The 26,414-nt window shown below is 39.7% G+C and carries 26 protein-coding genes; 19 read left to right on the top strand and 7 right to left on the bottom strand.

Going from position 1 to position 26,414, the window contains the following annotated elements:
• The first annotated feature begins 82 nt into the window (after window positions 1–82).
• Window positions 83–442 (top strand): diacylglycerol kinase, encoded by a 360-nt coding sequence (locus OC457_RS17155; RefSeq protein ID WP_080174643.1) that lies wholly within the window; start codon window positions 83–85, stop codon window positions 440–442.
• Window positions 443–508: 66 nt separating this feature from the next.
• On the opposite strand, the gene speB is transcribed toward OC457_RS17155, so the two are convergent.
• Window positions 509–1,441: an agmatinase gene (gene speB / locus OC457_RS17150; RefSeq protein WP_080174642.1), complete on the bottom strand. Its 933-nt coding sequence runs from the start codon at window positions 1,439–1,441 to the stop codon at window positions 509–511.
• 104 nt (window positions 1,442–1,545) lie between these two features.
• Window positions 1,546–3,465 carry a biosynthetic arginine decarboxylase gene (gene speA / locus OC457_RS17145; protein WP_080174641.1) on the bottom strand — a complete coding sequence of 640 codons (1,920 nt, stop codon included), beginning with the start codon at window positions 3,463–3,465 and terminating at the stop codon, window positions 1,546–1,548.
• 772 nt (window positions 3,466–4,237) lie between these two features.
• Between speA and OC457_RS17140 the strand changes: the two genes are divergently transcribed.
• Complete coding sequence (locus OC457_RS17140) at window positions 4,238–5,155, top strand: DUF808 domain-containing protein (protein WP_080174640.1); 918 nt, start codon at window positions 4,238–4,240, stop codon at window positions 5,153–5,155.
• A gap of 82 nt (window positions 5,156–5,237) precedes the next feature.
• On the opposite strand, the gene OC457_RS17135 is transcribed toward OC457_RS17140, so the two are convergent.
• Together OC457_RS17135 and OC457_RS17130 are read right to left on the bottom strand one after the other, a co-directional pair.
• Window positions 5,238–5,966 (bottom strand): oligogalacturonate-specific porin KdgM family protein, encoded by a 729-nt coding sequence (locus OC457_RS17135; protein WP_080174639.1) that lies wholly within the window; start codon window positions 5,964–5,966, stop codon window positions 5,238–5,240.
• 102 nt (window positions 5,967–6,068) lie between these two features.
• The gene (locus OC457_RS17130) at window positions 6,069–7,622 is read right to left on the bottom strand and encodes a sulfatase family protein (RefSeq protein WP_080174638.1); all 1,554 of its coding nucleotides are present in this window, start codon (window positions 7,620–7,622) and stop codon (window positions 6,069–6,071) included.
• 395 nt (window positions 7,623–8,017) lie between these two features.
• Here OC457_RS17130 and agaR point away from each other — a divergent pair, with 395 nt between their 5' ends.
• The 16 genes from agaR to OC457_RS17050 all read left to right on the top strand — a co-directional run bounded on the left by agaR (window position 8,018) and on the right by OC457_RS17050 (window position 23,019).
• Window positions 8,018–8,794: a transcriptional repressor AgaR gene (agaR, locus tag OC457_RS17125; protein WP_080174637.1), complete on the top strand. Its 777-nt coding sequence runs from the start codon at window positions 8,018–8,020 to the stop codon at window positions 8,792–8,794.
• Window positions 8,795–8,843: 49 nt separating this feature from the next.
• Window positions 8,844–10,139, top strand: a complete 1,296-nt coding sequence (gene kbaZ / locus OC457_RS17120; protein WP_080174636.1) for a tagatose-bisphosphate aldolase subunit KbaZ — start codon at window positions 8,844–8,846, stop codon at window positions 10,137–10,139.
• 4 nt (window positions 10,140–10,143) lie between these two features.
• Window positions 10,144–11,316 (top strand): SIS domain-containing protein, encoded by a 1,173-nt coding sequence (locus tag OC457_RS17115; protein ID WP_080174635.1) that lies wholly within the window; start codon window positions 10,144–10,146, stop codon window positions 11,314–11,316.
• 20 nt (window positions 11,317–11,336) lie between these two features.
• A complete protein-coding gene (gene agaV, locus OC457_RS17110) occupies window positions 11,337–11,837 on the top strand; it encodes a PTS N-acetylgalactosamine transporter subunit IIB (protein WP_080174634.1) in 501 nt (166 codons plus the stop codon).
• A gap of 42 nt (window positions 11,838–11,879) precedes the next feature.
• Entirely contained in the window at window positions 11,880–12,653 is a 774-nt protein-coding gene (agaW, locus tag OC457_RS17105; RefSeq protein ID WP_080174633.1) for a PTS N-acetylgalactosamine transporter subunit IIC, read from the top strand.
• The gene (locus OC457_RS17100) at window positions 12,643–13,536 is read left to right on the top strand and encodes a PTS system mannose/fructose/sorbose family transporter subunit IID (RefSeq protein ID WP_080174632.1); all 894 of its coding nucleotides are present in this window, start codon (window positions 12,643–12,645) and stop codon (window positions 13,534–13,536) included. The genes agaW and OC457_RS17100 overlap by 11 nt, the downstream gene beginning before the upstream one ends.
• 85 nt (window positions 13,537–13,621) lie before the next feature.
• Complete coding sequence (agaF, locus tag OC457_RS17095; RefSeq protein WP_080174631.1) at window positions 13,622–14,065, top strand: PTS galactosamine/N-acetylgalactosamine transporter subunit IIA; 444 nt, start codon at window positions 13,622–13,624, stop codon at window positions 14,063–14,065.
• 2 nt (window positions 14,066–14,067) lie between these two features.
• Window positions 14,068–15,222: an N-acetylglucosamine-6-phosphate deacetylase gene (gene nagA / locus OC457_RS17090; RefSeq protein WP_080174630.1), complete on the top strand. Its 1,155-nt coding sequence runs from the start codon at window positions 14,068–14,070 to the stop codon at window positions 15,220–15,222.
• A 78-nt stretch (window positions 15,223–15,300) separates the two neighbouring features.
• Window positions 15,301–16,131 carry a 5-dehydro-4-deoxy-D-glucuronate isomerase gene (gene kduI, locus OC457_RS17085; protein WP_080174629.1) on the top strand — a complete coding sequence of 277 codons (831 nt, stop codon included), beginning with the start codon at window positions 15,301–15,303 and terminating at the stop codon, window positions 16,129–16,131.
• A gap of 81 nt (window positions 16,132–16,212) precedes the next feature.
• Window positions 16,213–16,968 (top strand): 2-dehydro-3-deoxy-D-gluconate 5-dehydrogenase KduD, encoded by a 756-nt coding sequence (gene kduD / locus OC457_RS17080; protein WP_080174628.1) that lies wholly within the window; start codon window positions 16,213–16,215, stop codon window positions 16,966–16,968.
• A 12-nt stretch (window positions 16,969–16,980) separates the two neighbouring features.
• Entirely contained in the window at window positions 16,981–18,033 is a 1,053-nt protein-coding gene (locus tag OC457_RS17075; RefSeq protein ID WP_080174627.1) for a glycoside hydrolase family 88/105 protein, read from the top strand.
• Between the two features lie 122 nt (window positions 18,034–18,155).
• The gene (locus OC457_RS17070) at window positions 18,156–18,890 is read left to right on the top strand and encodes a carbohydrate-binding family 9-like protein (RefSeq protein ID WP_080174626.1); all 735 of its coding nucleotides are present in this window, start codon (window positions 18,156–18,158) and stop codon (window positions 18,888–18,890) included.
• 260 nt (window positions 18,891–19,150) lie between these two features.
• The gene (locus OC457_RS17065) at window positions 19,151–20,758 is read left to right on the top strand and encodes an NAD(P)/FAD-dependent oxidoreductase (protein ID WP_080174625.1); all 1,608 of its coding nucleotides are present in this window, start codon (window positions 19,151–19,153) and stop codon (window positions 20,756–20,758) included.
• A 447-nt stretch (window positions 20,759–21,205) separates the two neighbouring features.
• Window positions 21,206–21,883, top strand: a complete 678-nt coding sequence (locus OC457_RS17060; RefSeq protein ID WP_080174624.1) for a YoaK family protein — start codon at window positions 21,206–21,208, stop codon at window positions 21,881–21,883.
• A 254-nt stretch (window positions 21,884–22,137) separates the two neighbouring features.
• Complete coding sequence (locus OC457_RS17055; protein ID WP_080174623.1) at window positions 22,138–22,779, top strand: HAD family hydrolase; 642 nt, start codon at window positions 22,138–22,140, stop codon at window positions 22,777–22,779.
• 21 nt (window positions 22,780–22,800) lie between these two features.
• Window positions 22,801–23,019: a TIGR02450 family Trp-rich protein gene (locus OC457_RS17050; protein ID WP_080174622.1), complete on the top strand. Its 219-nt coding sequence runs from the start codon at window positions 22,801–22,803 to the stop codon at window positions 23,017–23,019.
• Here the strand turns inward: OC457_RS17050 and OC457_RS17045 are convergent.
• Both OC457_RS17045 and OC457_RS17040 read right to left on the bottom strand, forming a co-directional pair.
• Window positions 23,016–23,492 carry a methylated-DNA--[protein]-cysteine S-methyltransferase gene (locus tag OC457_RS17045; RefSeq protein WP_080174621.1) on the bottom strand — a complete coding sequence of 159 codons (477 nt, stop codon included), beginning with the start codon at window positions 23,490–23,492 and terminating at the stop codon, window positions 23,016–23,018. The two genes, OC457_RS17050 and OC457_RS17045, sit on opposite strands and share 4 nt — an antisense overlap.
• Window positions 23,493–23,559: 67 nt before the next feature.
• Window positions 23,560–24,480, bottom strand: a complete 921-nt coding sequence (locus OC457_RS17040) for a M14 family metallopeptidase (protein WP_080174620.1) — start codon at window positions 24,478–24,480, stop codon at window positions 23,560–23,562.
• A gap of 246 nt (window positions 24,481–24,726) precedes the next feature.
• On the opposite strand from OC457_RS17040, the gene OC457_RS17035 reads away from it, so the two are divergent.
• Window positions 24,727–25,263, top strand: coding sequence for a Dps family protein (locus tag OC457_RS17035; protein WP_080174619.1), 537 nt, complete (start codon window positions 24,727–24,729; stop codon window positions 25,261–25,263).
• A gap of 84 nt (window positions 25,264–25,347) precedes the next feature.
• Here the strand turns inward: OC457_RS17035 and OC457_RS17030 are convergent, their stop codons facing one another.
• Window positions 25,348–26,400, bottom strand: a complete 1,053-nt coding sequence (locus OC457_RS17030; RefSeq protein WP_080174618.1) for a succinylglutamate desuccinylase/aspartoacylase family protein — start codon at window positions 26,398–26,400, stop codon at window positions 25,348–25,350.
• Window positions 26,401–26,414 lie beyond the last annotated feature (14 nt).

Here is a 26,414-nt window from a genome sequence, read left to right as displayed (position 1 = left end):
TTTTACTTTTATTTCATTGTTCAAAATGTATCATGAGTTATAAACACTTTAAGTATTTAAAAAATAACACAGAGAGACAACCATGAAACCTGGCGCTACGGGCTTAAAACGGATCATTAATGCAACCGGATATTCGATACAAGGGTTAAAAGCGGCGTGGATAAATGAAGCCGCTTTTCGTCAAGAAAGTATTCTATTAGTTATCATGACGATCGTATCATTTTTTATGCCAGTGACAAAAATTGAACGATTAATGATGATTAGTTCATTATTTATTGTGGTTATTGCGGAATTGATTAATTCAGCTGTTGAAGCGGTAGTTGATCGTATTGGACCTGAACATCATGAGCTGAGTGGTCGAGCGAAAGATATTGGTTCAGCTGCGGTATTTGTTGCGCTGGCTTTGGTTGTTATCACTTGGGGCAGTATTTTGTATTTATAGTCACTATCTGATCTGTTTATAAATTTACGCCAGTGTTTTAGGTACTTAAAACACTGGCGTTTTTTATTATTTTGTTTGGTTTATGGCCTTTTGACTTGCCCAAAGATGCAATAGGTCTGTTGCAATAGTGGCAGCAGCTAATGCTGTAATATCGGCATGATCATAAGCAGGAGCAACTTCAACTACATCCATACCAATTAAATGAATACCTTGTAAACCACGAATAATTTTCAGGGCTTTATCCGATGTGATACCGCCACAAACAGGCGTACCAGTACCTGGAGCATAAGCAGGATCTAAACAATCGATATCAAAAGTTAAGTAAACCGGCATATCACCGACAGTCGCTTTAATCTTTTCAACAATCTGTGCCACACTCCAATCATTAGCAGTATCAGCTGAGATAACATTAAACCCTAGTTTGTCACTGTGCTCGGTACGAATACCAATTTGCACTGAGCGCGTAGGATCAATTAAACCTTCTTTCGGCGCATGGTAGAACATGGTGCCATGATCAAATTTACTGCCTTGATCATAGGTATCAGTATGGGCATCAAAGTGAATTAATGCCATTTTGCCAAATTGTTTTGCATGAGCGCGAAGTAAGGGCAGTGTAACAAAGTGATCACCACCAAAAGTAAGTAGGGTTTTCCCTTGTTCTAATAAACCGCTCGCATGTGCTTCTAGGCGTTCACACATTTGACCTGCATCACCGCAATCAAAGACTAAATCACCACAATCTGCAATTTTAATTGATTTTAATAGGCTAAAGTTCCATGGCCAGCGTTTACCTTCCCAGGCAAGATTAGTCGATATTTGACGAATAGCACCAGGACCCATGCGACTACCAGAACGGCCAGTAGTCGCCATATCAAATGGTACTCCAGTAATAATAACGTCAGCGTCTGATTCCATTGGTGAAAAATTTAATGGTTGACGTAAAAAGCCAAACGCATTGGCGAATAAAGAATAATCTGGGTAATTAGCTAGTGTTGCCATGGTTTTCTCCAACAACAATATTAGGGCAAAAGACCTACTAAGAGTCCTATCACTATCTTATTGTAGTGCTAGGATACTCTAAATAGGACGACTAATTTTTAGTCTTAAATTGTGCGAACATCTTCTAGATAAGTATATCCTTCGAGCCCATCTGCCAATTCTTTGAGAATACTTTCACGTTCATCTTGTGCAAGATGTTGTGCCGCCATTAACTGATATTGACGTAAGAAATCATTAGGATCTAAGTGTACATAACGTAATACATCACCGACATTATCGCCACGATCTATTTTCTCAATATTATAATTACCATCTGCAGTGCAACGTACAACTGCAGTATCAGTATCACCGAATAAATTATGCATATCGCCTAAAATTTCTTGGTAAGCACCCACCATAAAGAAACCAATACGATAAGGTTGCTCATCACTCCATGTGGGTACTGGTAGTGTGCTTTCTATGCCTTGGTTTTCAACATATTGATCAATCGTACCATCGGAATCACAGGTAATATCTAAGATAATAGCTCGGCGTTCAGGCGCTTTATTTAAATTGCTTAATGGTAAAATAGGAAAGACTTGTTCAATGCCCCATGCATCTGGTAATGATTGGAATAGAGAAAAATTCACAAAAAACTTATCAGCTAAACGCTCATGTAATTCATCGAGTAGCGGTCGATGAGTACGGTTTTGGGCTGATAGTGTGTGAGCTAATTCATGGCATAAACGCAAACTGACTTGTTCTGCCCATGCTCTATCAATAAAACTGATCATACCAACGGCAAAAAGAGAGTGAACTTCTGCTAAATCACTTTGGTTATCATGATAAAGCTCAACTAATGAGCGATGATCAGTATGTTCTGTTAGCTCTTTCCAAGAACGCCACATATTATGCAAAATATGCGGCGCATTTTCAGTCGGTGGATTGATTGATTCTACTTTGTAGCTTTCAATACCCACTACATCGGTAATCAAAACGGCATGATGAGCGGTAAGATTACGGCCTGACTCTGAAATAATACGCGGCATAGGCATGTTATATTCTTTACAAATATCACCTAATACATAGACCACATTATTTGCATATTCATTGATGCTGTAATTCATTGAGCAACTACTTTGACTACGCGTTCCTTCATAATCAACCGCTAAACCACCGCCGACATCAACCGTAGAAATACCAGCCCCTAATTTTTTAAGTTCAGCATAAACACGGCCCGCTTCACCAACACCATTACGGACATCACGAATATTGGCAATCTGTGAGCCTAAATGAAAGTGTAATAGCTGTAAGCAATCAAGCATGTCACGTTGACGTAATGCGTCAATTACGGTTAATACTTGTGATGCAGATAAGCCAAATTTAGATTTTTCGCCACCACTTGCTTGCCATTTACCTTTACCTTGAGAGGCAAGACGGGCACGAATACCTAAACGAGGAGTCACTCCAAGCTCTGCTGCTTCTTGTAAGATAATGTTTAGCTCAGACAGTTTTTCTAGCACGATATAAACTTCGTGACCTAATTTTTCACCGATTAATGCTAATCGAATATATTCTCTGTCTTTATAGCCATTACAGACGATCACCGAGCTTGCTTCTTGTGCCATCGCAAGCACTGCCATTAGCTCTGGTTTACTGCCCGCTTCCAAGCCTAATTGACGTTGTTGTTTAGCATATTGGCTTTTTAAAATTTCACTAACCACTTCTTGCTGCTGGTTTACTTTGATGGGATAAACCGCAAGATATTCGCCTTGATAGCCATAATTCTCAATCGCTTGATTAAAAACGCCACATAGGCTGTCAACGCGGTGGTGAAGAATATCTGGAAAACGAACTAAAACAGGTAATGAAGCACCTGCGGCAATTAATTCATCGGCAAGTTGTGATAACCCAATAGTATTGGTGGGATTATTAACATCAGGACGGGCGATAACAGAACCGTCTGATGCTATATCAAAGTAACCTTGACCCCAGTAAGGTGTGTTGTAAACATTACGGGCATTATTAATTGTCCAATCACTCATTGTTTAATCTCTTCCTGAGCGAAAATACGTCAACCCTCTTAAAGCACAGATGATAAACATCCCTGCGTGGCTGCAGTAAATATCGAAATAGTGTGATGCCTGACGCGATAATGGTCAGAATAAAAGTAGGCTGTTATTGAAATCTAATAACGTCGTCAATGACGGATAGCGTTTTCAATTACAAGCTTCTGGGACTACCTGAGCTGGAATCATCATTACAAGTCATGAACAAGCGAGATGTTGTTGATTGATTAGCTTTGGTTTTAGTTATTGCGTTATCGCATACTTTATTGAGGCTAAAAAAAAGCCTTGAGTATAATGCCGTGAGAGTTTTCATTGTCATTACCCTTAAAGGTAGTGCTGTTACAACAAGCACAATATGACAGGGAATAAGAATGCCCGATGCAATCTCAGTCTACACCTCGAACCAATCCTTGGGTGCGCTGCGATTAGACAATTGAATTGTTTTTAGCGCAAACAAAAAAGATTTATCGTTATGATGAAAGATGATTATTTTAATTAAATATGAATATTAAAATAAATAGCTAAGCATAATAATAGATTGTTTAGTAACAGCTATGCTTAATTAATTAACGATCTATTGCTGTAAATTATTCACGTTTAGGTTAATTGCTTATTTAAAAAGTTACTGCAATAAATAGTATATAATGGTAACAATTAGTTACAAATAATGTATTTAATCCATTTGTTATATTTATAAATACGCAATTATTAAATTAGAACCATATAAGTTCTTAGTGAGGAGTATGCAGTGGCTGGCGTAAGTTTATTAACATTGCTTGATGATATCGCAACCGTTCTTGATGATGTTGCATTAATGACTAAAGTGGCAGCACGTAAAACTGCTGGCGTATTAGGTGATGATTTGGCGCTCAATGCTCAACAAGTATCGGGGGTGCGTGCAGAACGTGAGCTGCCCGTAGTGTGGGGCGTTGCTAAAGGTTCATTTAAAAATAAATTCATATTAGTGCCTGCTGCATTATTAATTAGTGTTATTGCACCATGGTTAATTATGCCAATGCTATTATTGGGTGGTTTGTTTTTATGCTTTGAAGGTGTGGAAAAAATCGCAGAGAAATTATTTTCTGATGGTGATGAAGAGGCACAACAAGCATCGGAGCAATTAGCAACAGAAGCGGTTGATTTAGTTGCTTATGAACGCGAAAAAATAAAAGGTGCAGTAAGAACTGATTTTGTTTTATCAGCTGAAATTATCGTCATTGCATTAGGAACGGTACAAAATCATCCATTCTTAACTCAAGCTATTGTGGTGAGTTTAATTGCAGTTGTTATGACAGCAGGTGTTTATGGTGTTGTTGCCGCTATTGTTAAGCTTGATGATGCTGGGTTATACCTTGTGAATCACAGTAAAGGTGCGGGTTTAAAACGTAGTTTTGGCTCTTTATTAGTGAATGTAGCACCTTATTTAATGAAAATATTAGCTGTTGTCGGCACTATCGCAATGTTCTTAGTTGGAGGGGGCATTGTTGTGCACAGTATTCCACAAGCACATGTCGTGGTAGAACATTTTACTCAGTTGGTCTCTTTTCCAGGATCTCATTCAATTGTGCCGCCATTATTAAATGGTGTTGTTGGCATATTGGCTGGGATTGTCGTGCTGGTGGTTGTGACGTTTATTAATAAAATCCGTGGTAAATCATCCCATTAAATTACGCGGCTAAAAACGTAAACGCTATAAAATAAAAATGCCAGTGATGGTAAGTCACTGGCATTCTTATATTCTTATATTCTTACCATGTGTATTTAATACCCATGCGGTAACGTGTTTGACGGTTATCAGTGTAGCGACTTTGACTCACATTACCGACTTCTACGAAGGGACGCCACATTGTGCCTTCAACGGTTTTGTAGGTGTACATTAAGCGGAAGTTATGCAGATAGTTTGTATCTTTATTATCAAATTGTGGCAGTGCTTTACTTTCCATTTCTTTCCAAATTTGGAACTCATATTGGAAGTCCCAATTGGTAGTATTGTAGCCTAGCCAGAAATCGACCTCTTGGATTTTAGAGACGTAATTCTCTTTGTTTTGGTTTTGTTGATTATAATCCCAGAATTTCCACTTATAACGACCTTGAACACGAATACCATTATCAAAACGGTAATTTAAACGTGCATAAGGAACATAGACGAGTCCGGCAGGGGTAAAATCAAAAGAAAGACCACCGATACCCATAATATTGTCAGTTAATTTCTTATAATAATAGGTTGAAAACTCAGAACCGTTCATAGTCATACCATCAAACATGGTGTTGAGTTGATCATTGTTATAACGAGCGTCTAATTCAAAACCAATATTTTTACCTGTATCTAAAAAGGCTTTTACACGATCACCATGACGATTCGTACCATCGCGATATTCATGGCGATATTCAATCGTGGTTTTGTAATCATTGGCATAGCTAAAACTTGTTGCTGATAAAAGGGTCGTCGCAAGGATTACTTTAGTGATGGTATTCATTGATTGTCCTTAATTTAGTATGAGTTTTGGTGCGCTTTCTCTGTTCAATAGAGAAAGCGTCAAATGAATAAAAAATGGTATTACAGGTTATTTTTGGAACGGCTATAAATACGCATTGGCACTGTGTGCCGGTACGGTTGTTGGTCGCCATGGATCGCCAGTGTGCTCAAGCCATGGTATTAATTCTTCGGTAATTAATTTATCGATAAGCATTGGATTAGTGGCTGCAATATTATCCATTTGGTATGGGTCGATTTGATTGTCATGCAACACATAAGTCAGTGGCTTTCCAATTTTTCTATCAATCATTAAGGTATAACGCTGTGAGCGAATGCCTCGACGCCCATATGACTGACCGCCATAAGGCATAAAAGTATAAAATTGCGAGGTTGGTTTACTATCACCCTCAATACCACGGAGCGTATTGGCGAAGTTAGTGCCTTCAACGGTATCAGGGATCAAATCTTCCATTCCCATTAAGCCCAGCATGGTTGGGTAAATATCGGGTGCTGAAAATAACAGATCATTTTGTTGTGGATTAAGCTTGCCAGGCCAACGGAAAATCATTGGAATACGCATTGCTTCGTCATAATGAACATTTTTGGTTGGGTTACCATTTGAACCCATACAACAGCCGTGATCAGAGAAAAACACCACTAAGGTATCTTCGGTAAGATTAAGGCGATCTAATTCATCAACAATGCGTCCAAATTGCTCATCAACTCCATTAACCATCGCCATATATTCTTTGAAAAACTGCGGACCATAGCCTTCTTGATAGGCTTTATCCCACTGTACATTTGGACGAGTATTTAATTGCTGTGATGTTTTACCACTAAAGCGATCTAAATATTTTTGTGGTACTTGATCATAAGGCGAGTGGGGCGGATTCATAGAAACCACTAACGTAAACGGTTGATCTTGTTTACGGTATTGACCATTTTCATTACGTAAATATTTAATAGCAATATCTGCTTCGTGCTCAGGGCTCCACTGATTTATTCGTAGTGGCTTATCGCGGGTAGTATCATTGGTCCAATACATTGGCGTCATATGCTTATCATAGGTGCCATAGGCATACCAGAAATCAAAGCCATGGCGACGATCTGGGGCTGTCCAATCATTCCAATAACGTCCTTCTGCGGGATTATTGTAACTAGGAATGAAAGGCGCTTGTGGTGCATCTAAGTGCCACTTGCCAATGTAGCCCATGCTATAGCCTTGCTTTTTCAAAACATCAGACCAAGTTAAGGTGCTTTTCTTTAGTTCAATACCAAAATCTTTACCACCAAATTGGCCTTCAACACCAGTGTGGCTATTGCCTTGAATACCATTACGGTAAGGGTATTGCCCAGTCATTAACATGCCACGAAATGGAGTACATAGTGGAAAGTTAGAAACAGCTTGACGTAATACTGCACTTTGGCGAGCAAACTTATCAATATTAGGGGTCATTGATGGATCTTGTTGCATAAACCCTAATGCCTGAGCTCGAAATTCATCAGGAAATATAATGACTAAATTGGGTTTTTTTAATGATCTCTTTGAGCTTAATGTAGATGCAGTTGCAGCTTGGGTATAACCAGCTGATAAGGTTGCAGCAACAGCACCACTGGCTGCCATACCTTTCAGTAATCCTCTGCGTGAGATAGACATCAACGAATCCTTATTAATGATAAATAGAAACAATTGGATTATGTACCTTTGATTTGCTTCGTATCGTAAGTTAATGAAAGCTTTATGACTGTGTAATCGATCACATAAAAGAAAATGAAAGCAAAATAATGTAATCACTTGTTTTATTGCAGTAAATATTATGGAGCCTCAGTGCTATTTTATAAATTGAAAGGATGAAAGGTTGGTTTATTGACTTTCGTTCTATATGATAGAAAGACTTACGCAAGTATGCATGAGTTTTTGTGAAAGATAACGAAAGAATGTGAAAGAGATCAAAAGTTTTGTCTTAGTGCATTGTGGCTTTATTTTTTAGGTGTAAGCTTATTTCGAAATCAAATGAAAGTAATTTTGATTGATTTCACAAGGAGACAAAAGTGAAAAGTGCAATTGAAAGGCGAATGGAAATCGTCAACGTGGTGAATCTAGAAGGAAAAGCCCGTGTCGAGGATCTCGCTGAAAAATTTAATGTATCTAGTGTCACTATTCGCAGTGATCTGAGTTTCTTGGAAAAGAATGGTTATGTTGTGCGCTCTCATGGCGCAGCAATTCCTAACTCAGGTGTGATTGCTGAATTAACCATTCATGAAAAGCGTCGGCATAATGCGGGAGTGAAATCGCTCCTTGGCCAAGCTGCTGCCAAGCTTATTCATCATGGCGACACTGTGATTTTAGATTCAGGGACAACAACGCGTGAAATCGCAGCCAGCTTAAAAAGTATGGAAAATGTTGTTGTTATGACCAATGGTCTGGATGTGGCTATGGAGTTGGCTTCAGCACCCGGTGTTGAAGTATTAATGTCAGGTGGCGTACTTCGTAAAGAAGCGTTATCTTTTTCAGGCTCACAAGCAGAAGCTGGCCTTAAAAACTTTTGTTTTGATAAAGTTTTTCTAGGAGTTGATGGCTTTGACTTGCGAGCAGGTATCACCACGCACAGTGAGCAAGAGGCGAGCCTCAATCGTTTAATGTGTGAAATTTCTGAACAAGTGATTGCAGTCGCTGATTCGACCAAATTTGGTAAACGTAGCTGCCATATGATTCGTGAATTCGGAAATATTGATATCCTAGTAACAGATGCGGGCATTCCTGAAGATTATTTAGCTGGTCTTCGTGAAATGAAAGTTGAAGTTATTATCGTCGAAAAAGAGCATTGACTTATTGACTCCATGATCATGTCACAGATGATGATTATGGAGTTAATTAATGAACACCCTACAAACTCTCGTTCAACGTCATAAAACAGGCGGTAACAATGGTATTTATGCTGTTTGTTCTGCACACCCGCTTGTCATTGAGGCTGCATTTTCTCAAGCGTTGGATGATGGTTCAGTTTTATTAATCGAAGCGACATCAAATCAAGTGGATCAATTTGGTGGCTACACCGGAATGACTCCGATTGATTTTCGTCATTTTGTATTAGCGATGGCTGAACAATTCCACTTTCCTACCGATAATCTTATTTTAGGTGGCGATCATTTAGGTCCTAACCGTTGGCAACATCTCTCTGCTGAAGCTGCGATGTTAAATGCCGATGATTTAATTGCTGCTTATGTCGCTGCTGGTTTTAAGAAAATCCATTTAGATTGCAGCATGTCTTGTGCTGATGATCCGATTCCTCTTTGTGATGAAATTGTTGCTCAGCGTGCTGCACGTTTAGGTGCGATTGCTGAAAAAACAGCGATAGAATCTTTTGGTTATAGTGATTTAGTTTACGTTATTGGTACTGAAGTCCCTGTACCTGGTGGAGCTGCTGAAACATTAAATACCGTTGAAGTTACCTCTCCGCAAGCTGCAATGAAAACAATCGAAACTCATCAACGAGCGTTTACTGAGGCGGGTATCGCTGATTGTTGGACGCGTGTGATTGGATTAGTGGTGCAACCTGGGGTTGAATTTGATCACACCGGCGTTATTGATTATTGCCCAGAGAAAGCAAATCAATTAAGTCATGTGGTTGATAGTTTTCCCCAGATGGTATTTGAAGCACACTCGACAGACTATCAAACTCATGCCGCTTATCGTCAATTAGTACAAGATCACTTTGCTATTTTAAAAGTCGGCCCAGCTTTGACTTTTGCGATGCGTGAAGCGCTATTTAATTTATGTGAAATTGAAGCTGAAATTATTCCTAAAGCACATTGTTCTAATTTGCGTGAATGTATTGAAGCACAAATGTGTGAAGCGCCGCAGCATTGGCAAAAATATTATCACGGTAATGAATCTGAACAACGCTTCTCACGCTGCTTTAGCTTTAGCGATCGTATGCGTTATTACTGGCCTGATAGTGTGATCAATCAAGCTCAAGCAACCTTATTTAGAAATTTATCTCGAGTTGAGATTCCGTTACCGCTTCTTAGTCAATATATGCCACAGCAATTTCAACATCTGCGTGAAGGCTTAATCTCATCAGATCCTAAGGTGTTGGTATTAGACACTATTCGTCAAGTTTTACGTGCTTACTCTCAAGCATGTACTGAAAAATTAATCGCAGAGGTTTAAATACATGGAACAATATTTAGGTTATTCAGCAGCTGAACTTCAACGTTTCTCGGGGTATTGGACCGCGAAAGAAATCAACCAGCAACCTGATTGTTGGGCGCAAACAGCGGCAATTACGCGTGAGTGTGAAGCGCAAATTAAATGCTTTATGGATAAGGTTTATGGTTACTCTAATTTACGCATTGTTTTAACCGGGGCGGGTACGTCAGCATTCGCTGGTCGTTCATTAGCATTAGGCCTTTCTCAGCGTTTACAACGTCGTGTAGAAGCTATCTCAACCACTGATATTGTTTCTAATCCTAGCCAGTGTTTTGCTGAAAATATTCCAACGTTATTAGTGTCGTTTGCGCGCTCTGGTAATAGTCCTGAAAGTGTGGCTGCGGTTGAGCTTGCTAATCAAACCTTAACGGAATGTTTCCACCTAGTGTTGACCTGTAATGCAGATGGAAAGTTATATAAGTGTTGCGAAAATGATAAGCAATCATTTGCATTACTAATGCCAGCAGAAACCAATGATCAATCTTTTGCCATGACATCAAGTTTTTCATCAATGATGGTAGCAGCTTTTTCGGTTCTAATGTATGGCAACGATTACACGAAAGATATCGAAAGCATTTGTAAGTGTTCTGTGGGTTTGATCAAAGATTTAAATACCAAAATAAAGGATACTGCTAATCAAGAACTTGAACGGGTTATTTATTTAGGCAGTGGTGGTTTACAAGGCTTAGCCCAAGAATCGGCATTGAAATTACTTGAACTAACTTCAGGTAAAGTCGTTGCAACATTTGATTCTCCATTAGGGTTCCGCCATGGACCCAAATCTATTGTGAATCAAAATACGATGATTGTGGTGTTCATAAGTAACGACCCATATACCCGTAAATATGACTTAGATCTGTTAACTGAACTTTGTCGCGATAATATTGCAGCTCGAGTGGTAGCGATTACAGCGCAAGTGGATGAGATTGAAGCAAGTGCTGATGTTATTCATGTCCCTGGCATGGAAACCGCGACAGATGTTGAATTACTTTTTCCTTATATGCTGTATGCGCAAATGTACGCGTTCCATCGCGCACTTGCACTAGGAAATACACCTGATAACCCATGTCCTACTGGCGAAGTTAACCGTGTAGTACAAGGAGTTACTATCCATTATTTATATGATTATTTGAAATAATTACGAAAGGTAGAACAATCATGACAACGCCAAACATTGTATGGACACGAATTGATGAACGTTTGCTACATGGTCAAATTCGTATTACTTGGGGTAAACATTCAGGCGCTAACCTTATTTTGGTTGCCAATGATGATGCAGCTGAAGGCCCAAATGCGGCTTTTATGCAAGCAGGTATGAAAGCATCAGCAGGGGGAGAATACGCAGTACGTTTCTTCTCAATCCAAAAAACAATTGATGTTATAGGTAAAGCTTCTCCGCAACAAAAGATTTTTGTGTTGTGTAATAACCCAACTGATGTGGCGCGTTTAGTCGAAGGTGGGGTGCCTATTACTCATTGCAACGTTGGTAATATGCATTATCACGAAGGTAAGCGTCAGATTAATAAGACAGTTTCTGTCGATGATAAAGACATTAACGCTTTTGAACGCATGGTCGCGAAAGGAGTAACTTGTACTATTCAAAATACGCCTGATCAGAAACCAATCGATGTACTTGAACTGGCTACCAGCGCTGCTTAAATCGCGATAGTCAAACGCCAAACGTGTAAAAAGGAATAAATCATGTTTTTTGAAGCTGCGTTAGTAGCGGTGTGGGCTTTCTTTTGTGGTATCGATAAATACGATGTTGCATTGAATATTCACCGTCCGCTTATTACAGGTCCGGTTGTGGGCTTGATCATGGGTGACATGCAAATTGGTTTGATTGCTGGTGCGACATTAGAACTTGCTTGGTTAGGTTTAGTGCCTAACGCGGGGGCTCAGCCACCAGATGTAACGTTAGGTACGATTGCTGCGGTTGCTTTTGCAGTAATGACGGGTCAGTCAGCAGAAGTGGCAATGGGCGTCGGTATGCCGATTGCAGTAATGATGCAAATGTTGGTTATTGGCTTCTTCGCAATGACATCATTCACAATGGGTAAAGCGGATCGCTTTGCAGAGCGTGGAGATTCTGCGGGTATCGATAAACTGTTAATTGTCACAATATTATTACGTGCGATGTTGTATGCCTCAGTTGCTTTTGTAACCGTTTACTTTGGAGAGCATGCTGCAACTTGGATTGATGAAAACGCACCCAAAGCACTGCTAACAGGTTTAGGTATTGGTGCCAAGATGGTTCCTGCGATTGGTTTCGCTATGTTGTTGAAAATTATGTGGTCAAAAGAAGTGGCTGGGGTGTTCTTCATTGGCTTTGTAATGACAACTTACTTAAAACTACCAATTATGGCTGTCGCGATTATCGGCGCCTCAATTGCAGCACTGTACTACTTCTTTAGCGGTTCAAACAACGGCGGCTCTAACAACAATCAACCTGGGGAATTTGAAGATGGCATCTGATATCACTGCGGGAACACTTCGCGATAAAAACACGGAAGAACATGTAAGTTTGGTTGATGATATCGATGCGTATGAAGATACCACGCCACGTAAAGTGATCACTAAGAAAGACCTTTGGATGTGTTCTATCCGCGGTCTATTTATGGAAGGTAACTTTAACTTTGAACGTATGCAAGCGGGTGGTTTTGCTTACTCAATTATTCCAGCACTGAAAAAAATTCACGGTGATAACAAAGCCGATTTAGCCAAAGCATTAAAGAACCACCTTCAGTTTTTCAATGCTTCACCTAAGCTGTTTACCTTCTTATTAGGTACAGCGATTGCGATGGAAGAAAACAAAGAAAAACCATCAACGGTTAACGTAATGAAAGTTGCTGGCATGGGACCAACTGGCGGTATCGGTGATGCCATCGACCACATGACATTGATGCCATTAACCCTAGCGTTAGGTGCGTCAATTGCAATGGAAGGCTCGATTGCAGGTCCATTTGTGTTCTTCTTCTTGTACCAAATTGTTCACTTTGCCGTTTACTTTGGTTTGATGTTCATGGGTTACAAAGCGGGTACTGCCGCGATGGTTAACATGAGCGATTCAACTGAAAAGTTGGCAAAAGCCGCCAATATTATGGGTATCTTTGTTATTGGTGCGCTCTCTGCGACCTTTATTAAAGTGCAGACCACCCTCAGTCTCGAACTGGGGGGAAAAGTGGTGGACTTGCAGACCGCATTATTTGACAAGGTGATGCCAAATATTCTGCCACTGATGCTGGTGTTCTTCATGCTCAAAATGGTGAAAGGCACAGGGTTCTGGGCTAAACCGCCAGTGTTGATTTTCAGCACACTAGCGGCAGGTGTTGTTGGTCATATGCTGGGTATTTTGTAATAAGACCATTGCTTAGTGGTGATGAGAGTCATCATCAATAATATCAAGGGGGACGGTGCTCCCCCTTATTTTCAAGGAAAGAATCATGATTGGTATCGTTGTTTCAGGTCATATTAACTTTGCATCGGGTATGGAATCGGCTGTTCGTGCTATCGCGGGTGAGCAACAGCAAATGACGTATGTAGATTTTGTTGAAACTATGTCTACTGATGAGTTAGAACTTGCATTACGTCAAGCAGCTGCTGATGTAGATAGTGGCGATGGCGTGTTGTTTTTAACTGATATTCCTGGCGGTTCCCCTGCTAATCGTGCGTTAGCAATATTGATGGATACCCCGAATATTGAACTTATTGGTGGCGCTAATTTACCGATGATCGCCAATGCTGCTTTTGAACGTGATGATGCTGATTTAACCGAGCTTGTTGATACGCTGCTTGATATTGGTATGTCATGCATGAAAGACATGCGTCGTGAGCTTAATAGTATGATGGCGCAGCCGACTGAATTTGAATGTGAAGACGGGCTGTAATTATGCGCTTTGCACTTCATCCGCAACGAGTATTCACTCCTTCTGGGATCCGTTATAACCACTATGTAGTCGTGAATAACGGTAAGATTGAAAGCGTTACTGATAGCCGACCTCTCGATTGTGAAGTGATTGAATTAGAAGACCAAACATTAGTTCCTGGTTTTATTGATATTCATATTCATGGTCGTGCAGGCGCTGATGTTATGGATGCAACGCCAGCAGCGTTACAAACCATAGCCCAAGCATTGCCAGCGACGGGGGTGGTGGCATGGGTTGGAACCACAGTAACCGCACCATGGTTAGACATTGTGTCTGCTTTACAGCAAGTTCGTCATTTTTGTGAGCAACCGCAACAATCAGGTGCAAGGTTATTAGGCAGCTTTCTTGAAGGACCTTACTTTACAGCCACACACCGAGGTTCACACCCAACTCAATATTTAACCGCGCCAACCATTGCGGCGTTAGCAGAATTAAAAGAAGTTGCTGCAGATTCATTATTACGCGTAGCCCTTGCTCCTGAATATGATGGTGCTAATGAAGCTATTCAATGGTTAACCGATAACGGTATAAAAACTTCAGTAGCACACACTAATGCCAATTTTGAACAAGTGACCCAAGCGCATCAACACGGTGCTGATTGTGGAGTGCATTTATTTAACGGCATGAGTGGTTTGCATCATCGTGAACCGGGTTGTGCAGGGGCTGTGCTTTATCACGATATGTTAGTTGAACTGATTGCTGATGGTATTCATGTTCACCCTGTAATGATGCAACTTTCTTATCGTATCAAGGGCTACCAAGGTATGGCATTAATCACTGATTGTATGCGTGCTGGTGGTCTTAATGATGGTAAGTACCAACTTGGTGCGCAGATGGTAACCGTTACTAATGGTGAAGCTCGTACTGATGATGGTTCATTAGCGGGAAGCACTTGCAGTTTAGATCAAGCTATTCGCAATATGATTTTGTTAGCCAATGTACCTGAATGGGAAGCAATCCAGATGGCAACCTCAGTCCCTGCAAAGTATTTGGGGATTGACGATCAACTAGGTGCTATCGCTCCTAAATATAACGCCAGTTTTGCCGTACTTAATACACAATTTGAAATTCAAGCAACGTTAATTGATGGTGAATGGTATTACCCAGCATCAAATTAATAGCAATACTTCGTCAGTGTTTATGCCGTATTTTTGTGGTGTGGGTACTGAATAATGTAATGATTTAAGAGGTTTTTCATGGAAATTCGTCAACCAATTCATAGTCAGCATGCCAAGCAATTAGATACTGCGGGTATTCGTGAGCAATTCTTAATTGAAAATATGTTTCAAGAAGGTGAGATCAACCTTACTTACAGCCATATCGATCGCATTATTGTGGGGGCTGCAGTGCCGACCACAACCGCTATCGAGTTTGAAGGCGGTAAAGAAATTGGGGTTGATTACTTTTTACAACGTCGCGAATTAGGTGTGATCAATATCGGTGCACCAGGGTTAGTGATTGTTGATGGTGAAACTTTTGAGATTGGTTCACGTGAAGCTATTTATGTTGGTATGGGCGCTAAAGATATTCGGTTTGAAAGTGTGATTGCCGAGCAACCTGCACGTTTTTACTTAAATTGTGCCCCTGCTCATCACTGTTACCCAACCCGTAAGATTACCCGTGAAGAAGCCTCGCCAGAGCAAATTGGTAGTCAAGAAAACTGTAATGTTCGTACTATTTATAAGTACTTACACCCATCAGTGTTACCAACCTGTCAGTTATTAATGGGCATGACGGAACTCGCTGCAGGTAGTTTGTGGAACACTATGCCATGTCATACCCATGAGCGTCGCATGGAAGTGTATTTATATTTTGATATGAGCCAAGACAACATCGTGTTCCATTACATGGGTGAGCCTCAAGAAACGCGCCATATTGTGGTACGCAATGAACAAGCTGTGATTAGTCCTAGTTGGTCAATTCACTCCGGTGTTGGTACTGCAGCGTATACCTTTATTTGGGGCATGGTGGGTGAAAACCAAACCTTCCACGATATGGATCATGTCGCGATGAGCGATCTTAAATAAGCTACTGTGGCTGATCATTAATCAATTTAGCTGGTAACGCTGGCCACTATTGTTAGCGTTACTATACAAGGATAGAACTCGATGAATATGTTTGATTTAAGCGGTAAAGTTGCGATTGTGACTGGTTGTAATACAGGTCTTGGTCAAGGTATGGCACTAGGACTTGCAAAAGCAGGGGCTGATATTGTTGGGATTGGTCATCAAGCAGCGCCTGAAACTCAAGTACAAGTAGAAGCATTAGGACGTAAATTTCATTACATTACCGCTAACTTAATGCAGCAAGATAAGCTTGAAAGCATCGTTGCAGAAGCAGTAGAAGTGATGGGGCATGTTGATATTTTAATTAACAACGCTGGCATTATTCGTCGTCAAGATCTACTTAAATTTTCTGAAAGTGATTGGGATGATGTGATTAATATTAACCAAAAAACACTGTTCTTCTTATCACAAGCGGTTGCTAAACGTTTTGTTGAACAAGGTAATGGCGGCAAAATCATAAATATCGCTTCAATGTTATCTTTCCAAGGTGGTATTCGCGTACCGTCATACACCGCAAGTAAATCTGCAGTTATGGGGTTAACCCGCGCATTAGCAACTGAACTCGCTGAATATAATATTAATGTTAATGCGATTGCTCCAGGTTATATGGCGACAGATAACACTGAAGCACTACGTGCCGACGCTGATCGTAATGCGGCAATTTTAGAGCGTATTCCAGCTAATCGCTGGGGATTACCGTCTGATTTAGAAGGCCCTGCGGTCTTTTTAGCATCAAGTGCGAGTGATTATATTAATGGTTACACCATCGCTGTTGATGGTGGTTGGTTAGCACGCTAAGGAGAGCAGATCATGGCAGCATTAGGTTCAAAAGAAACGATTTTAACGGCAATGAAGCGTGTTTATCGTTACCAAGCACAAAATCAAACCCGCAGTGTGGTCCGTCGCAGCGGTAAAACCCGTTTTATTAAAGATACTGACTGGGAGCGTGGCGTATTTTGGTCATGTGTCTCTGCAGCATGGTTAGCAACAGATGATAATGAATACCTTGATGGCGTAATGAATTATACCCTTCATACTGGTTTTAGATCTGGTCCGAATGAGCGTTTTGCTGATGATCATATTTGCTGCCAAGCCTACCTTGATGTTTATCCATTAATTGATCAAATTGAAGCGTTAGAGCCAACCATTAAAGCGTTAGATATTATGGTTGATAGTCCACAAGCTGGTCGTAAAGATTGGTGGTGGTGTGATTCCTTATTTATGGCCCCGCCAGCATTTGCTGCACTAACCCAACGTACGGGGGATCCTAAATACCTTGATTATATGAATACCGCATTTTGGGATTCGGTAGATCATCTACTCGATCCTGAAACGGGTTTATTTTACCGTGATTATCGTTATATTCCTGATGGTAATGGTGGTGAACTACGTGAAGCTAACGGTAATAAAGTTTTCTGGAGTCGTGGTATTGGTTGGGTATTAGCTGCTGTGCCACGTTTATTAGCCCGTATGCCTGAAGATTATCCGCAGCGTGAAAAATATTTAGCGTTGTTTACCTCACTTGCTGCAGAAGTAATTAAATATCAACAAGCTGATGGTTTTTGGCGTACAAGTTTACTTGATCCTGAAAATTTCCCCGCCCCAGAAAGCAGTGCCACGGCGTTGTTCTGTTACGGCTTAGCGTGGGGAATTAAGCACGGTCATCTTGATGCTGAAATATACCTGCCAGTAGTTGAAACCTCATGGACGGCACTGCAAAGTTGTATTCACGATAATGGCATGATCGGTTGGGTACAGTTACCTGCATTTAATCCGCGTGATGTCGCCTTTGAACATAATATTGATTACGGTGCTGGCGCATTTTTATTAGCCGCAACCGCTGTCGTTGAGCTAGTCGAATAAATAACAATAACGTCAATGTAATAAGTTGAAAGTCAGGTAAGTTCAAGCCGATTTACGTGTTAGATCGGCTTTTTTTCTGATTCATTGTGGATTAACTAAAAACAATAAATAAGGATATTGGAATGAATAAATTAGTTATCATAGCTGCCGCAGTGACGGCGAGTATGGCAAGTTATAACGTAGTTGCTGAAACAGGTGCCTCCGTGGCTGCGGTATATAATATTAATCATGCCAAGGTTGCTCCTGTTATTGATGGTATTGCCCATGATAATGAATGGAAATCAGCTCAAAAGTTAACTGATTTTACTTTCCCTTGGCGTGATACTCCCGCGCCTGCAACAGAATTTAAAGCAGTGTGGAACGCAGATTCACTCTATTTTCAATATACAGTGGTGGATGCAAATGTAGCGATTGGGACTGATCCTGAGCGTGCTATTTTAGATTCTGATCGAGTAGAAATTTTCCTTGCCAAAGATGCGCAATTATCGCGTTATTACACCATGGAAATTGATCCTAAAGCACGCGTGTTTAGTGCAGAAGCCAGCTATGACATGGTCAATAAAAAACGGGCATCATTAGACAGTAATTGGACATGGAAAGGCTTAGAAACCAAAGCAAGTTTAACCGATAGCGGTTATATCGTTGAAGGTAAATTACCGCTACAAACATTAACTGATTTATCGCTGTGGCAGAATAAACAACAAACACAATTATTGTGTGCTTTGATGCGGGCAGAGTTCACGCAACAAGCGGATGGAAAATTGGATATGGGGTGGATGACATGGATAGATCCCAAAACACCTAAACCTAACTTTCACAACCTACAAACATTTGGCCGTTGTCAGCTAATAAAATAATGACTTGTAATTAATACAGCTCATTAAAAAATAAGGTTTATGCTGATATTTATATCATATGGCATAAGCCTTTTTTTATTTTATAGGTTTGATTCTGTTTTTATGGTGGCGTTTTAGATAGGAATATAATGCAAATATTGGGATAAACACTAAAGTCTGTGAGATAATACTTGGCTAAGGTATAAATCTGCCACTATCTGCGGCTAGGTTTATTCTCTCCGAGATATTTTATTGCATTTCCAATCGAGTTAGTGGACTTAATGATACGTATTAATGAAGTTAAATTACCGTTAGATCATAGTGAAGTAGCTTTACATGATTTTGTCATCAACAAGTTATCGATAAATAAAGACCAACTAGTTGATATTCATATCTTTAAACGTGGTTATGATGCCCGTAAAAAGAATGATATCTATCTGATTTATACTTTAGATATCACTTTAAAAGACGTTGATGAAGAGCAATTACTAACGACGTTTGCTAACGATCATCATGTGAAAGCATCACCAGATACGAGCTATAAATATGTAACTCAAGCGCCTGAAAACATGACTGAGCGCCCAATTGTTATTGGCATGGGACCGTGTGGCTTGTTCACTGGCCTTATTCTGGCGCAGATGGGATTCAAGCCTATTATTCTAGAACGCGGAAAATCAGTGCATGAACGCGCGAAAGATACTTTCCGTTTTTGGCGTACACGTGAGCTAAACACTGAATCAAATGTGCAATTTGGTGAAGGTGGTGCAGGTACATTCTCTGACGGTAAACTATATAGCCAAGTAAAAGATCCTCGTTTCCTTGGTCTTAAAGTAAAACAAGAATTTGTTGCAGCGGGCGCACCCGCTGAAATTATTTATGTTAGCAAACCTCACATTGGTACCTACAAATTGGTAACGATGGTTGAGAAGATGCGTCGTAAAATTATTGAACTTGGCGGTGAGATTCGTTTTGAAACTCGCGTTGAAGAAATCAATATTGAAGATAGCCAAGTCTCTGGCGTTACGTTATCGACAGGTGAAGTGATCCCGTCAAAGCACGTTGCATTAGCGATTGGTCATAGTGCACGTGATACCTTTAAGATGTTGCATGACAAAGGTGTTCACCTTGAAGCGCAATCATTTTCTGTTGGTTTCCGTATTGAACATAAGCAAGAAACTATTGATGCGGCACGCTTTGGTAAAAATGCAGGCCATCCATTGTTAGGTGCGGCGGATTATAAATTGGTTCACCATTGTAAAAATGGTCGTTCAGTTTATAGCTTTTGTATGTGTCCTGGTGGCGTTGTTGTTGCCGCAACATCAGAGCTTGAATCAGTGGTAACTAATGGTATGAGCCAATATTCGCGTAGTGAGCGTAATGCAAACAGTGCGATTGTAGTGGGTATTTCACCACAAGATTTTGCTAACGATCCAATGCAAGGTATTGCGCTACAACGTAAGTTAGAGCGTAACGCTTATGTTCTTGGTGGTAGCACTTATGATGCACCTGCGCAATGTGTTGGTGATTTCTTAGCGGGTAAAACAGTTAGCCAAATGGGTGATGTTGAACCGTCTTATAAGCCAAATGTTAAGTTTACTGATCTAAGTAGCAGTTTGCCTGATTATGCGATTGAAGCGATTCGTGAAGCATTACCTGCGTTTAATAAAAAGATCAAAGGTTTCTCAAACGCCGATAGCATGCTAACCGGTGTTGAAACACGAACTTCTTCTCCTGTACAAATTAAACGTGGAAAAGACTTCCAAAGTATTAATACTAAAGGATTATATCCTGGTGGTGAAGGTGCTGGTTACGCAGGGGGTATTTTATCTGCGGGTATCGATGGTATTAAAGTTGCTGAAGCCATTGCGCTTGATATGTTAAATGCATAATTAGTTAAATCAAAAGGTGTAATAACAGCAAAATAGCATAATGTTATTGCACCTTTTATTCTTTTTATTGGTAATATCTCTGCGGTTGTTACCTTCATTTTTTTCTATTTATTCTCCCTCTTAATATTCTTATTTATAAAAAATTCAGTATTAGAATTGACTGTTAATTTTATAGTTGTAATATTCTTTAGCTGTAATTTATTGTTTTAAAAGTAAAAAATAACTCCTTAATGATATTTATATAATTTTAGTGTTTTTAAAAAGAGTTTTTATTACGCCATATTATTATTTTTATGGTGTGATTTTTTACTAAACTAAAGTTACTTGCCATGCTGAATGTTTAATTACAATAGCCAAAATACGAGTAAAAAGCCTTTTAAAACAAATAAAGGGCTAAGGGTTTACTGATAGTTATAATATGGAAATATAGTCGGATATATATAATAAATGTTAAATGAAAGACGGTTCTTTTTATCATTAATGCCCTATTTGTTATTGTTTGTTGCAGGTACTGTTGATGCGGTTGGCTTTTTACACCTTAAAAACGGAGTATTTGCATCTTTCATGAGTGGCAACTCGACCCATATGGGAATGATGCTGAGTTATCATGATTATCCTCGTGCAGCCATTTATATTGCCATTTTAGGTATTTTTATTATCGGTTCCATGTCTGGTGAATTAATCGCTTTATCTGGACGACGGTTCTACCGTGGTGTGGTAATGGCTTCAGTATCAATGGTGTTGATAGTCGCTATTATTATGGAGTCTTACCTGCCTTTTCTTGCAATTAATTTTATTCTTTGTTATGCGATGGGAATGCAGAATATCGCGTTACGATTAACAATTGAAAAATCAATTCCACTTACATATGCTACTGGATATTTGGTTAATATTGGTCGTTTATTGGCATTGGCTATTGTGGGGCAAGGTGATCGTAAACGGTTGATGCAATACTTGTGTTTATGGGGTTCTTTAATTTCAGGTGCAATGAATGGTGGGTTTATAATGCAAACAATTCCCCAATATTCATTATTTCCAGCATTGGCATTAACCTCATGTATTGCTATCACTTTGTTTTATATTGAATATACCCATCGCTCAACCCCAATTGATACTGAACTGTAATCAAAACAATCCATTCATTCTGTAAATAATAAAAGACCCCCAATAATTGGTATCCAACGATTGAGGGTCAGTTTACTTACTGGCTTTTTTTAGTTAGTAATATACGCATGTTTACCATCAAGCTACTGTTTTCTTCAGTAGTTTGATGTAAAAATAAGACGTGATCGTACTCGCTCAATTGAATGCTATTAATTGCTACATAATGCATATGCCCATAAACTATTATTATCGTTTTATTGATGATAGAGAATGGAATGTATACACCTATCCCTTGCAATACTATTCGTGGTGTTATTTTTGATTTAGATAATACTCTTGTCAGTTCAGCGTTAGATTTTGATTGGTTACGTCAACAATTAAATTGTGCGGCTGATGTCGATCTATTGCAATATATTGCTAAGGTTCCCGACGCTACTTACCGAAAGCAACTTGAAGATAAAGTCGTTGAGCATGAAATTATGGATGCACGTCAGTCTTCTATTATGCCTGGTTGTTACGCTTTATTGTCTTATCTGCGTCAGCAAAATATATCTACCGCAGTTGTTACACGTAACTGTATTCAAGCAGCAAAGCTAAAGATTGATCACCATTGCTTGCAATTTAACCGTATTGTTTCACGTGAAGATTTTCCTCCCAAACCTGCGCCAGATGCATTACTTGATATTATTCAACAATGGCAATTAGCGCCGCAAAACATACTCTATGTTGGCGATTATCTTTATGATTTACAAGCAGCTTATCGTGCCAATATGCCATCGTGTTTAGTGACCAATGGTGAGGACTTACCTTTCACTGACCAAGCATCTATCGTGGTTCAACAGCTTGGTGGTTTAATGAATATTTTACGAGAGCAAGCATATATGTTGTCGCAAGAGCATGCTAGGGTAGAAGTCTAATGTTCAGCTAGGAAATTAATAATGACTAATCCTGTAAACCCAAAAGCATTACTTCATAGCAAATGGACGAAAGTGGTTGTGGATAACAAAGAAAAACATTTTGAGATAGTCACAGTATTATTTAATGATAATCAGCAAGTTGAAAAATGTGTTATTCAAGCAGTAATGACAAATAAACTGTATGACATTGATTGGCATGATTTAAAAAATGATCAAGCTTGGATCATCGGCTGGAATTAAGCATATTGTTGCTCTAGAGCTAACAAGCATCGTTTCTTATCTAGCCCGCCAGCATAGCCGGTTAATTTGCCATTTTTACCGATAACGCGGTGACATGGAATAATAATGGATAGTGGATTTTTACTGTTTGCCATTCCTACTGCTTGGCATGCTTTAATATTGCCAATTGAGATAGCAAGTTGCTGATAACTCCAACACACACCATATGGAATTGTGCTTAATGACAGCCATACTCGCTGTTGGAAATCAGTGCCTTTAGGTGCTAATGGTAAATTAAATTGTTGGCGTGTACCCGCAAAATATTGTTGTAATTGCTGCTTACATTCAATTAATAATGGATGCTGTGGCATGTAGGTAGCGGTTTCTGGTTGTGGTGTTTGGTCTTGATAAAGGATTGCTGTTAGTGCGTCGTCAGTAGAGTACAGTGTTAAACATCCGATGGGTGAATCCATCGTGTGAAAGTAAATGTTCATAATAGAGACCTTCGCGCTACACTTGAAAAAATAGTATAGCGCGGTTTACCGTGAATAAAAAAATAGCTTAATGATGGCGTTTTAGATACTCAAGCGCACCTACAATTGCTGCTACTTGTGCCATATTACATTCTTGATCTGTTACTCGAGGACTATCCGGGTAGACTTCTGTGGTTGAAGTATATTTAGCATCAGTTACGCTAGCACATAGTCCTAATGCTTTTAACGGATAATTAATGACACCTTCTTGTGTAATCGGCTCTCCAATTATATTACCGTCACTGTCTGCTGGCGCAATATGAGTAACATGGCGTACTGAATCAATAATGGCTTTTTGGAAAGCATCTTGAGGATTTTCACTGTCACCAACACCATAAAAACCGTCAGGCACGATATCTACGATATATTCTTTACCGTCACGTGCAGCAAGTGCAGGTCTAAATTCACTTTCATCGCTATCAGTGGTCTCATGCAAATCAAGATGAGCAAGAAAATGCGTGTGTTGCGCTTGAACCAATTTCATTAATGCTGCAGATTCTTCTGCTGGGCTATTGGCATAAAATGAGCGATTGGGATCGACAGTGTTAGGATTCCAACGATTGATCGTTTCATATCCCCATGGGCTCACACAAGGTACAACCATAATATTAAAATCAGTACTGTATTGTTGTGCTTTTTGTGCCAAAAAGGTTAATGCACCATGCACACCACTGGTTTCATAACCGTGAATGCCTCCTGTAATCAATATTGTTGGTTTTGTATCACTCCAATGACGAGTCTTGATTACAAACAGAGGATATTTTTCAGGTGAGTAAGATAAAGCACCATATTGTTCAACGTCGAACTTTTCACTTAGGGTATGAATATGGGCAACAACCTGCTCAAGATAACTACGCTTAATAGTAGTTTGTGCCAGCCATGCCGCTTTTTCTGTGGCATTCCATTTTATACCTGGAGTACCAATTGCGTATCCAAATGAATTATCCATTTTCTTACCTGTATTATTGAGTATCTATTTAAGAGGGTAAACAGCTGATTATATTTAAGCAAATTTTATCTAATGATCACTGTCAAAAAAGAGAAATGTCTCTGATTATACTGAAGTTAAATGACATTTATTAAGTGAGAAGAAAGTAAAGTTAGGTTGCATTTATCTGCTGGTAAATACTATTGTCATACAATTACAGTGGGCTATAGTAACTGGGTTCACAGGATTATTATTAAGGAAAAGACGATGAGTACTACAATCTTGAATGAAGTTCAAATTGAAGATGCTAAACAACACCTTACTCGTCCTCTAGCCACACCTACAGATTTATGTGTAGACGCGACTAAAGAGATTAGTGGAGCGTTAACCGCAATTTTAGCTGATGTATTTGCTATTTATATGAAAACCAAGAATTTTCATTGGCATATGAGTGGTGCGCACTTCCGTGACTACCATTTAATGTTAGATGAACAAAGTGCACAGTTATTTGCAATGACTGATGACATTGCTGAGCGTGCGCGTAAAATTGGTGGTCAAACACTACGTTCAATTGGTGAGATTTCACGGATGCAGCGTATTTTAGATAATGATGCTGAGTTTGTTGAACCTGCGGATATGCTTGCTGAGTTGTGTGAAGATAATAAACAATTAGCCGCTGAACTTCGTGCCGCACATATTTTATGTGATGAACGCAATGATTTCTCTTCAGTGAGTATGATTGATAATTGGATTGATGAAACAGAGCGCCGTGTTTGGTTTCTTTATGAATCATATCGTCATTGAGTGATAATGACATAACGAATATTATGTTGATAAATAAAAGAGAAGCAACTAGGCTTCTCTTTTTTGATTTTATTTAATTATTCGCTAACTCGTCATGCCCCATTTTAAGTCATCATCGAGTTCTTCGATAGCATCGTAAAGATAAGATTCGACCTGCTCTTCTACTAAACCATCAGGTTCTTCAAAGAATGCGATATGGAAGATTGCATCACCTTCGTTTACCAGCGGTAATGTTTGCTGACCGATCACAATACCACTTTGTGGTGCAATAACTGTAGCTTGATTACTGCCTGCAGGATCACTGATGCTTGCAATTATTTGACCTTTCTCTACTTTTTCACCTAATGCAACATGTGAACGTAGCAGGCCATCAGAATCAGCACGTATCCAACGGGTTGCTTTTGGCACCATTGGCTCGATTATTTTTTTACTTCGGCTAGTACGCAACATTTCTAGATGTTGCATGACTTTTAATACCCCTTGTACACCAGAACCAACAGCGTGAGGATCAAGACGCAATGCTTCACCTGCTTCAAAGGTGATCACGGGAATATTAAATTCTTCGGCTGCGGCACGTAATGAGCCCTCACGAAGGCTTGCATCAACCACTACAGGAGAGCCAAATGCCATCGCCATTGCTTTCGCTTGTGGATTATCAAGGTTCGCGCGAATTTGTGGTAAGTTAGTACGGTAAATTGCTGCTGTATGTAAATCAACCACCTGTGTTGCACGGCGTACAACTTGATTAAAATAGTGATATGCCATGCGGCCTGCAATTGACCCCCGCTCAGCACCTGGGAAACAACGGTTGAGATCACGACGATCAGGTAAATAACGTGATTTATGAATAAAGCCAAATACGTTAACAACGGGTACGGCAATAATTGTCCCGTGAAGTTTTGATAAATCTATTTTTTCAATAACTTGACGGACAACTTCAATACCGTTGAGTTCATCACCATGAATGGCAGCATTGATTAATAATACTGGGCCTGGGTGTTTTCCATGCAGAATATCAACAGAGACTGATAAAGGGGAATGAGTATAAAGGCGAGCAATTTCAAGTTCGCAATTAGCATGGTTTCCAGGTTCAACCATTAGATTCGCAAATTCAAACGGAATATTTTTTGTGGCCATAGATACGTCCTGTA

Source organism: Photobacterium toruni (genome assembly GCF_024529955.1).
Classification (GTDB): domain Bacteria; phylum Pseudomonadota; class Gammaproteobacteria; order Enterobacterales; family Vibrionaceae; genus Photobacterium; species Photobacterium toruni.
Note: the sequence above shows the minus strand (reverse complement) of the source record. Positions and strands in the feature narration are given on the sequence as shown.

What these genes read in the sequence shown, in the direction of transcription:
- OC457_RS17155 (WP_080174643.1), top strand. Translation starts at nt 83, where the DNA reads ATGAAACCTGGCGCTACGGGCTTAAAACGGATCATTAATGCAACCGGA.
- speB (WP_080174642.1), bottom strand. Translation starts at nt 1,441, where the DNA reads ATGGCAACACTAGCTAATTACCCAGATTATTCTTTATTCGCCAATGCG.
- speA (WP_080174641.1), bottom strand. Translation starts at nt 3,465, where the DNA reads ATGAGTGATTGGACAATTAATAATGCCCGTAATGTTTACAACACACCT.
- OC457_RS17135 (WP_080174639.1), bottom strand. Translation starts at nt 5,966, where the DNA reads ATGAATACCATCACTAAAGTAATCCTTGCGACGACCCTTTTATCAGCA.
- OC457_RS17130 (WP_080174638.1), bottom strand. Translation starts at nt 7,622, where the DNA reads ATGTCTATCTCACGCAGAGGATTACTGAAAGGTATGGCAGCCAGTGGT.
- kbaZ (WP_080174636.1), top strand. Translation starts at nt 8,844, where the DNA reads ATGAACACCCTACAAACTCTCGTTCAACGTCATAAAACAGGCGGTAAC.
- OC457_RS17115 (WP_080174635.1), top strand. Translation starts at nt 10,144, where the DNA reads ATGGAACAATATTTAGGTTATTCAGCAGCTGAACTTCAACGTTTCTCG.
- agaV (WP_080174634.1), top strand. Translation starts at nt 11,337, where the DNA reads ATGACAACGCCAAACATTGTATGGACACGAATTGATGAACGTTTGCTA.
- agaW (WP_080174633.1), top strand. Translation starts at nt 11,880, where the DNA reads ATGTTTTTTGAAGCTGCGTTAGTAGCGGTGTGGGCTTTCTTTTGTGGT.
- OC457_RS17100 (WP_080174632.1), top strand. Translation starts at nt 12,643, where the DNA reads ATGGCATCTGATATCACTGCGGGAACACTTCGCGATAAAAACACGGAA.
- agaF (WP_080174631.1), top strand. Translation starts at nt 13,622, where the DNA reads ATGATTGGTATCGTTGTTTCAGGTCATATTAACTTTGCATCGGGTATG.
- nagA (WP_080174630.1), top strand. Translation starts at nt 14,068, where the DNA reads ATGCGCTTTGCACTTCATCCGCAACGAGTATTCACTCCTTCTGGGATC.
- kduI (WP_080174629.1), top strand. Translation starts at nt 15,301, where the DNA reads ATGGAAATTCGTCAACCAATTCATAGTCAGCATGCCAAGCAATTAGAT.
- kduD (WP_080174628.1), top strand. Translation starts at nt 16,213, where the DNA reads ATGAATATGTTTGATTTAAGCGGTAAAGTTGCGATTGTGACTGGTTGT.
- OC457_RS17075 (WP_080174627.1), top strand. Translation starts at nt 16,981, where the DNA reads ATGGCAGCATTAGGTTCAAAAGAAACGATTTTAACGGCAATGAAGCGT.
- OC457_RS17070 (WP_080174626.1), top strand. Translation starts at nt 18,156, where the DNA reads ATGAATAAATTAGTTATCATAGCTGCCGCAGTGACGGCGAGTATGGCA.
- OC457_RS17065 (WP_080174625.1), top strand. Translation starts at nt 19,151, where the DNA reads ATGATACGTATTAATGAAGTTAAATTACCGTTAGATCATAGTGAAGTA.
- OC457_RS17060 (WP_080174624.1), top strand. Translation starts at nt 21,206, where the DNA reads ATGTTAAATGAAAGACGGTTCTTTTTATCATTAATGCCCTATTTGTTA.
- OC457_RS17055 (WP_080174623.1), top strand. Translation starts at nt 22,138, where the DNA reads ATGTATACACCTATCCCTTGCAATACTATTCGTGGTGTTATTTTTGAT.
- OC457_RS17050 (WP_080174622.1), top strand. Translation starts at nt 22,801, where the DNA reads ATGACTAATCCTGTAAACCCAAAAGCATTACTTCATAGCAAATGGACG.
- OC457_RS17045 (WP_080174621.1), bottom strand. Translation starts at nt 23,492, where the DNA reads ATGAACATTTACTTTCACACGATGGATTCACCCATCGGATGTTTAACA.
- OC457_RS17040 (WP_080174620.1), bottom strand. Translation starts at nt 24,480, where the DNA reads ATGGATAATTCATTTGGATACGCAATTGGTACTCCAGGTATAAAATGG.
- OC457_RS17035 (WP_080174619.1), top strand. Translation starts at nt 24,727, where the DNA reads ATGAGTACTACAATCTTGAATGAAGTTCAAATTGAAGATGCTAAACAA.
- OC457_RS17030 (WP_080174618.1), bottom strand. Translation starts at nt 26,400, where the DNA reads ATGGCCACAAAAAATATTCCGTTTGAATTTGCGAATCTAATGGTTGAA.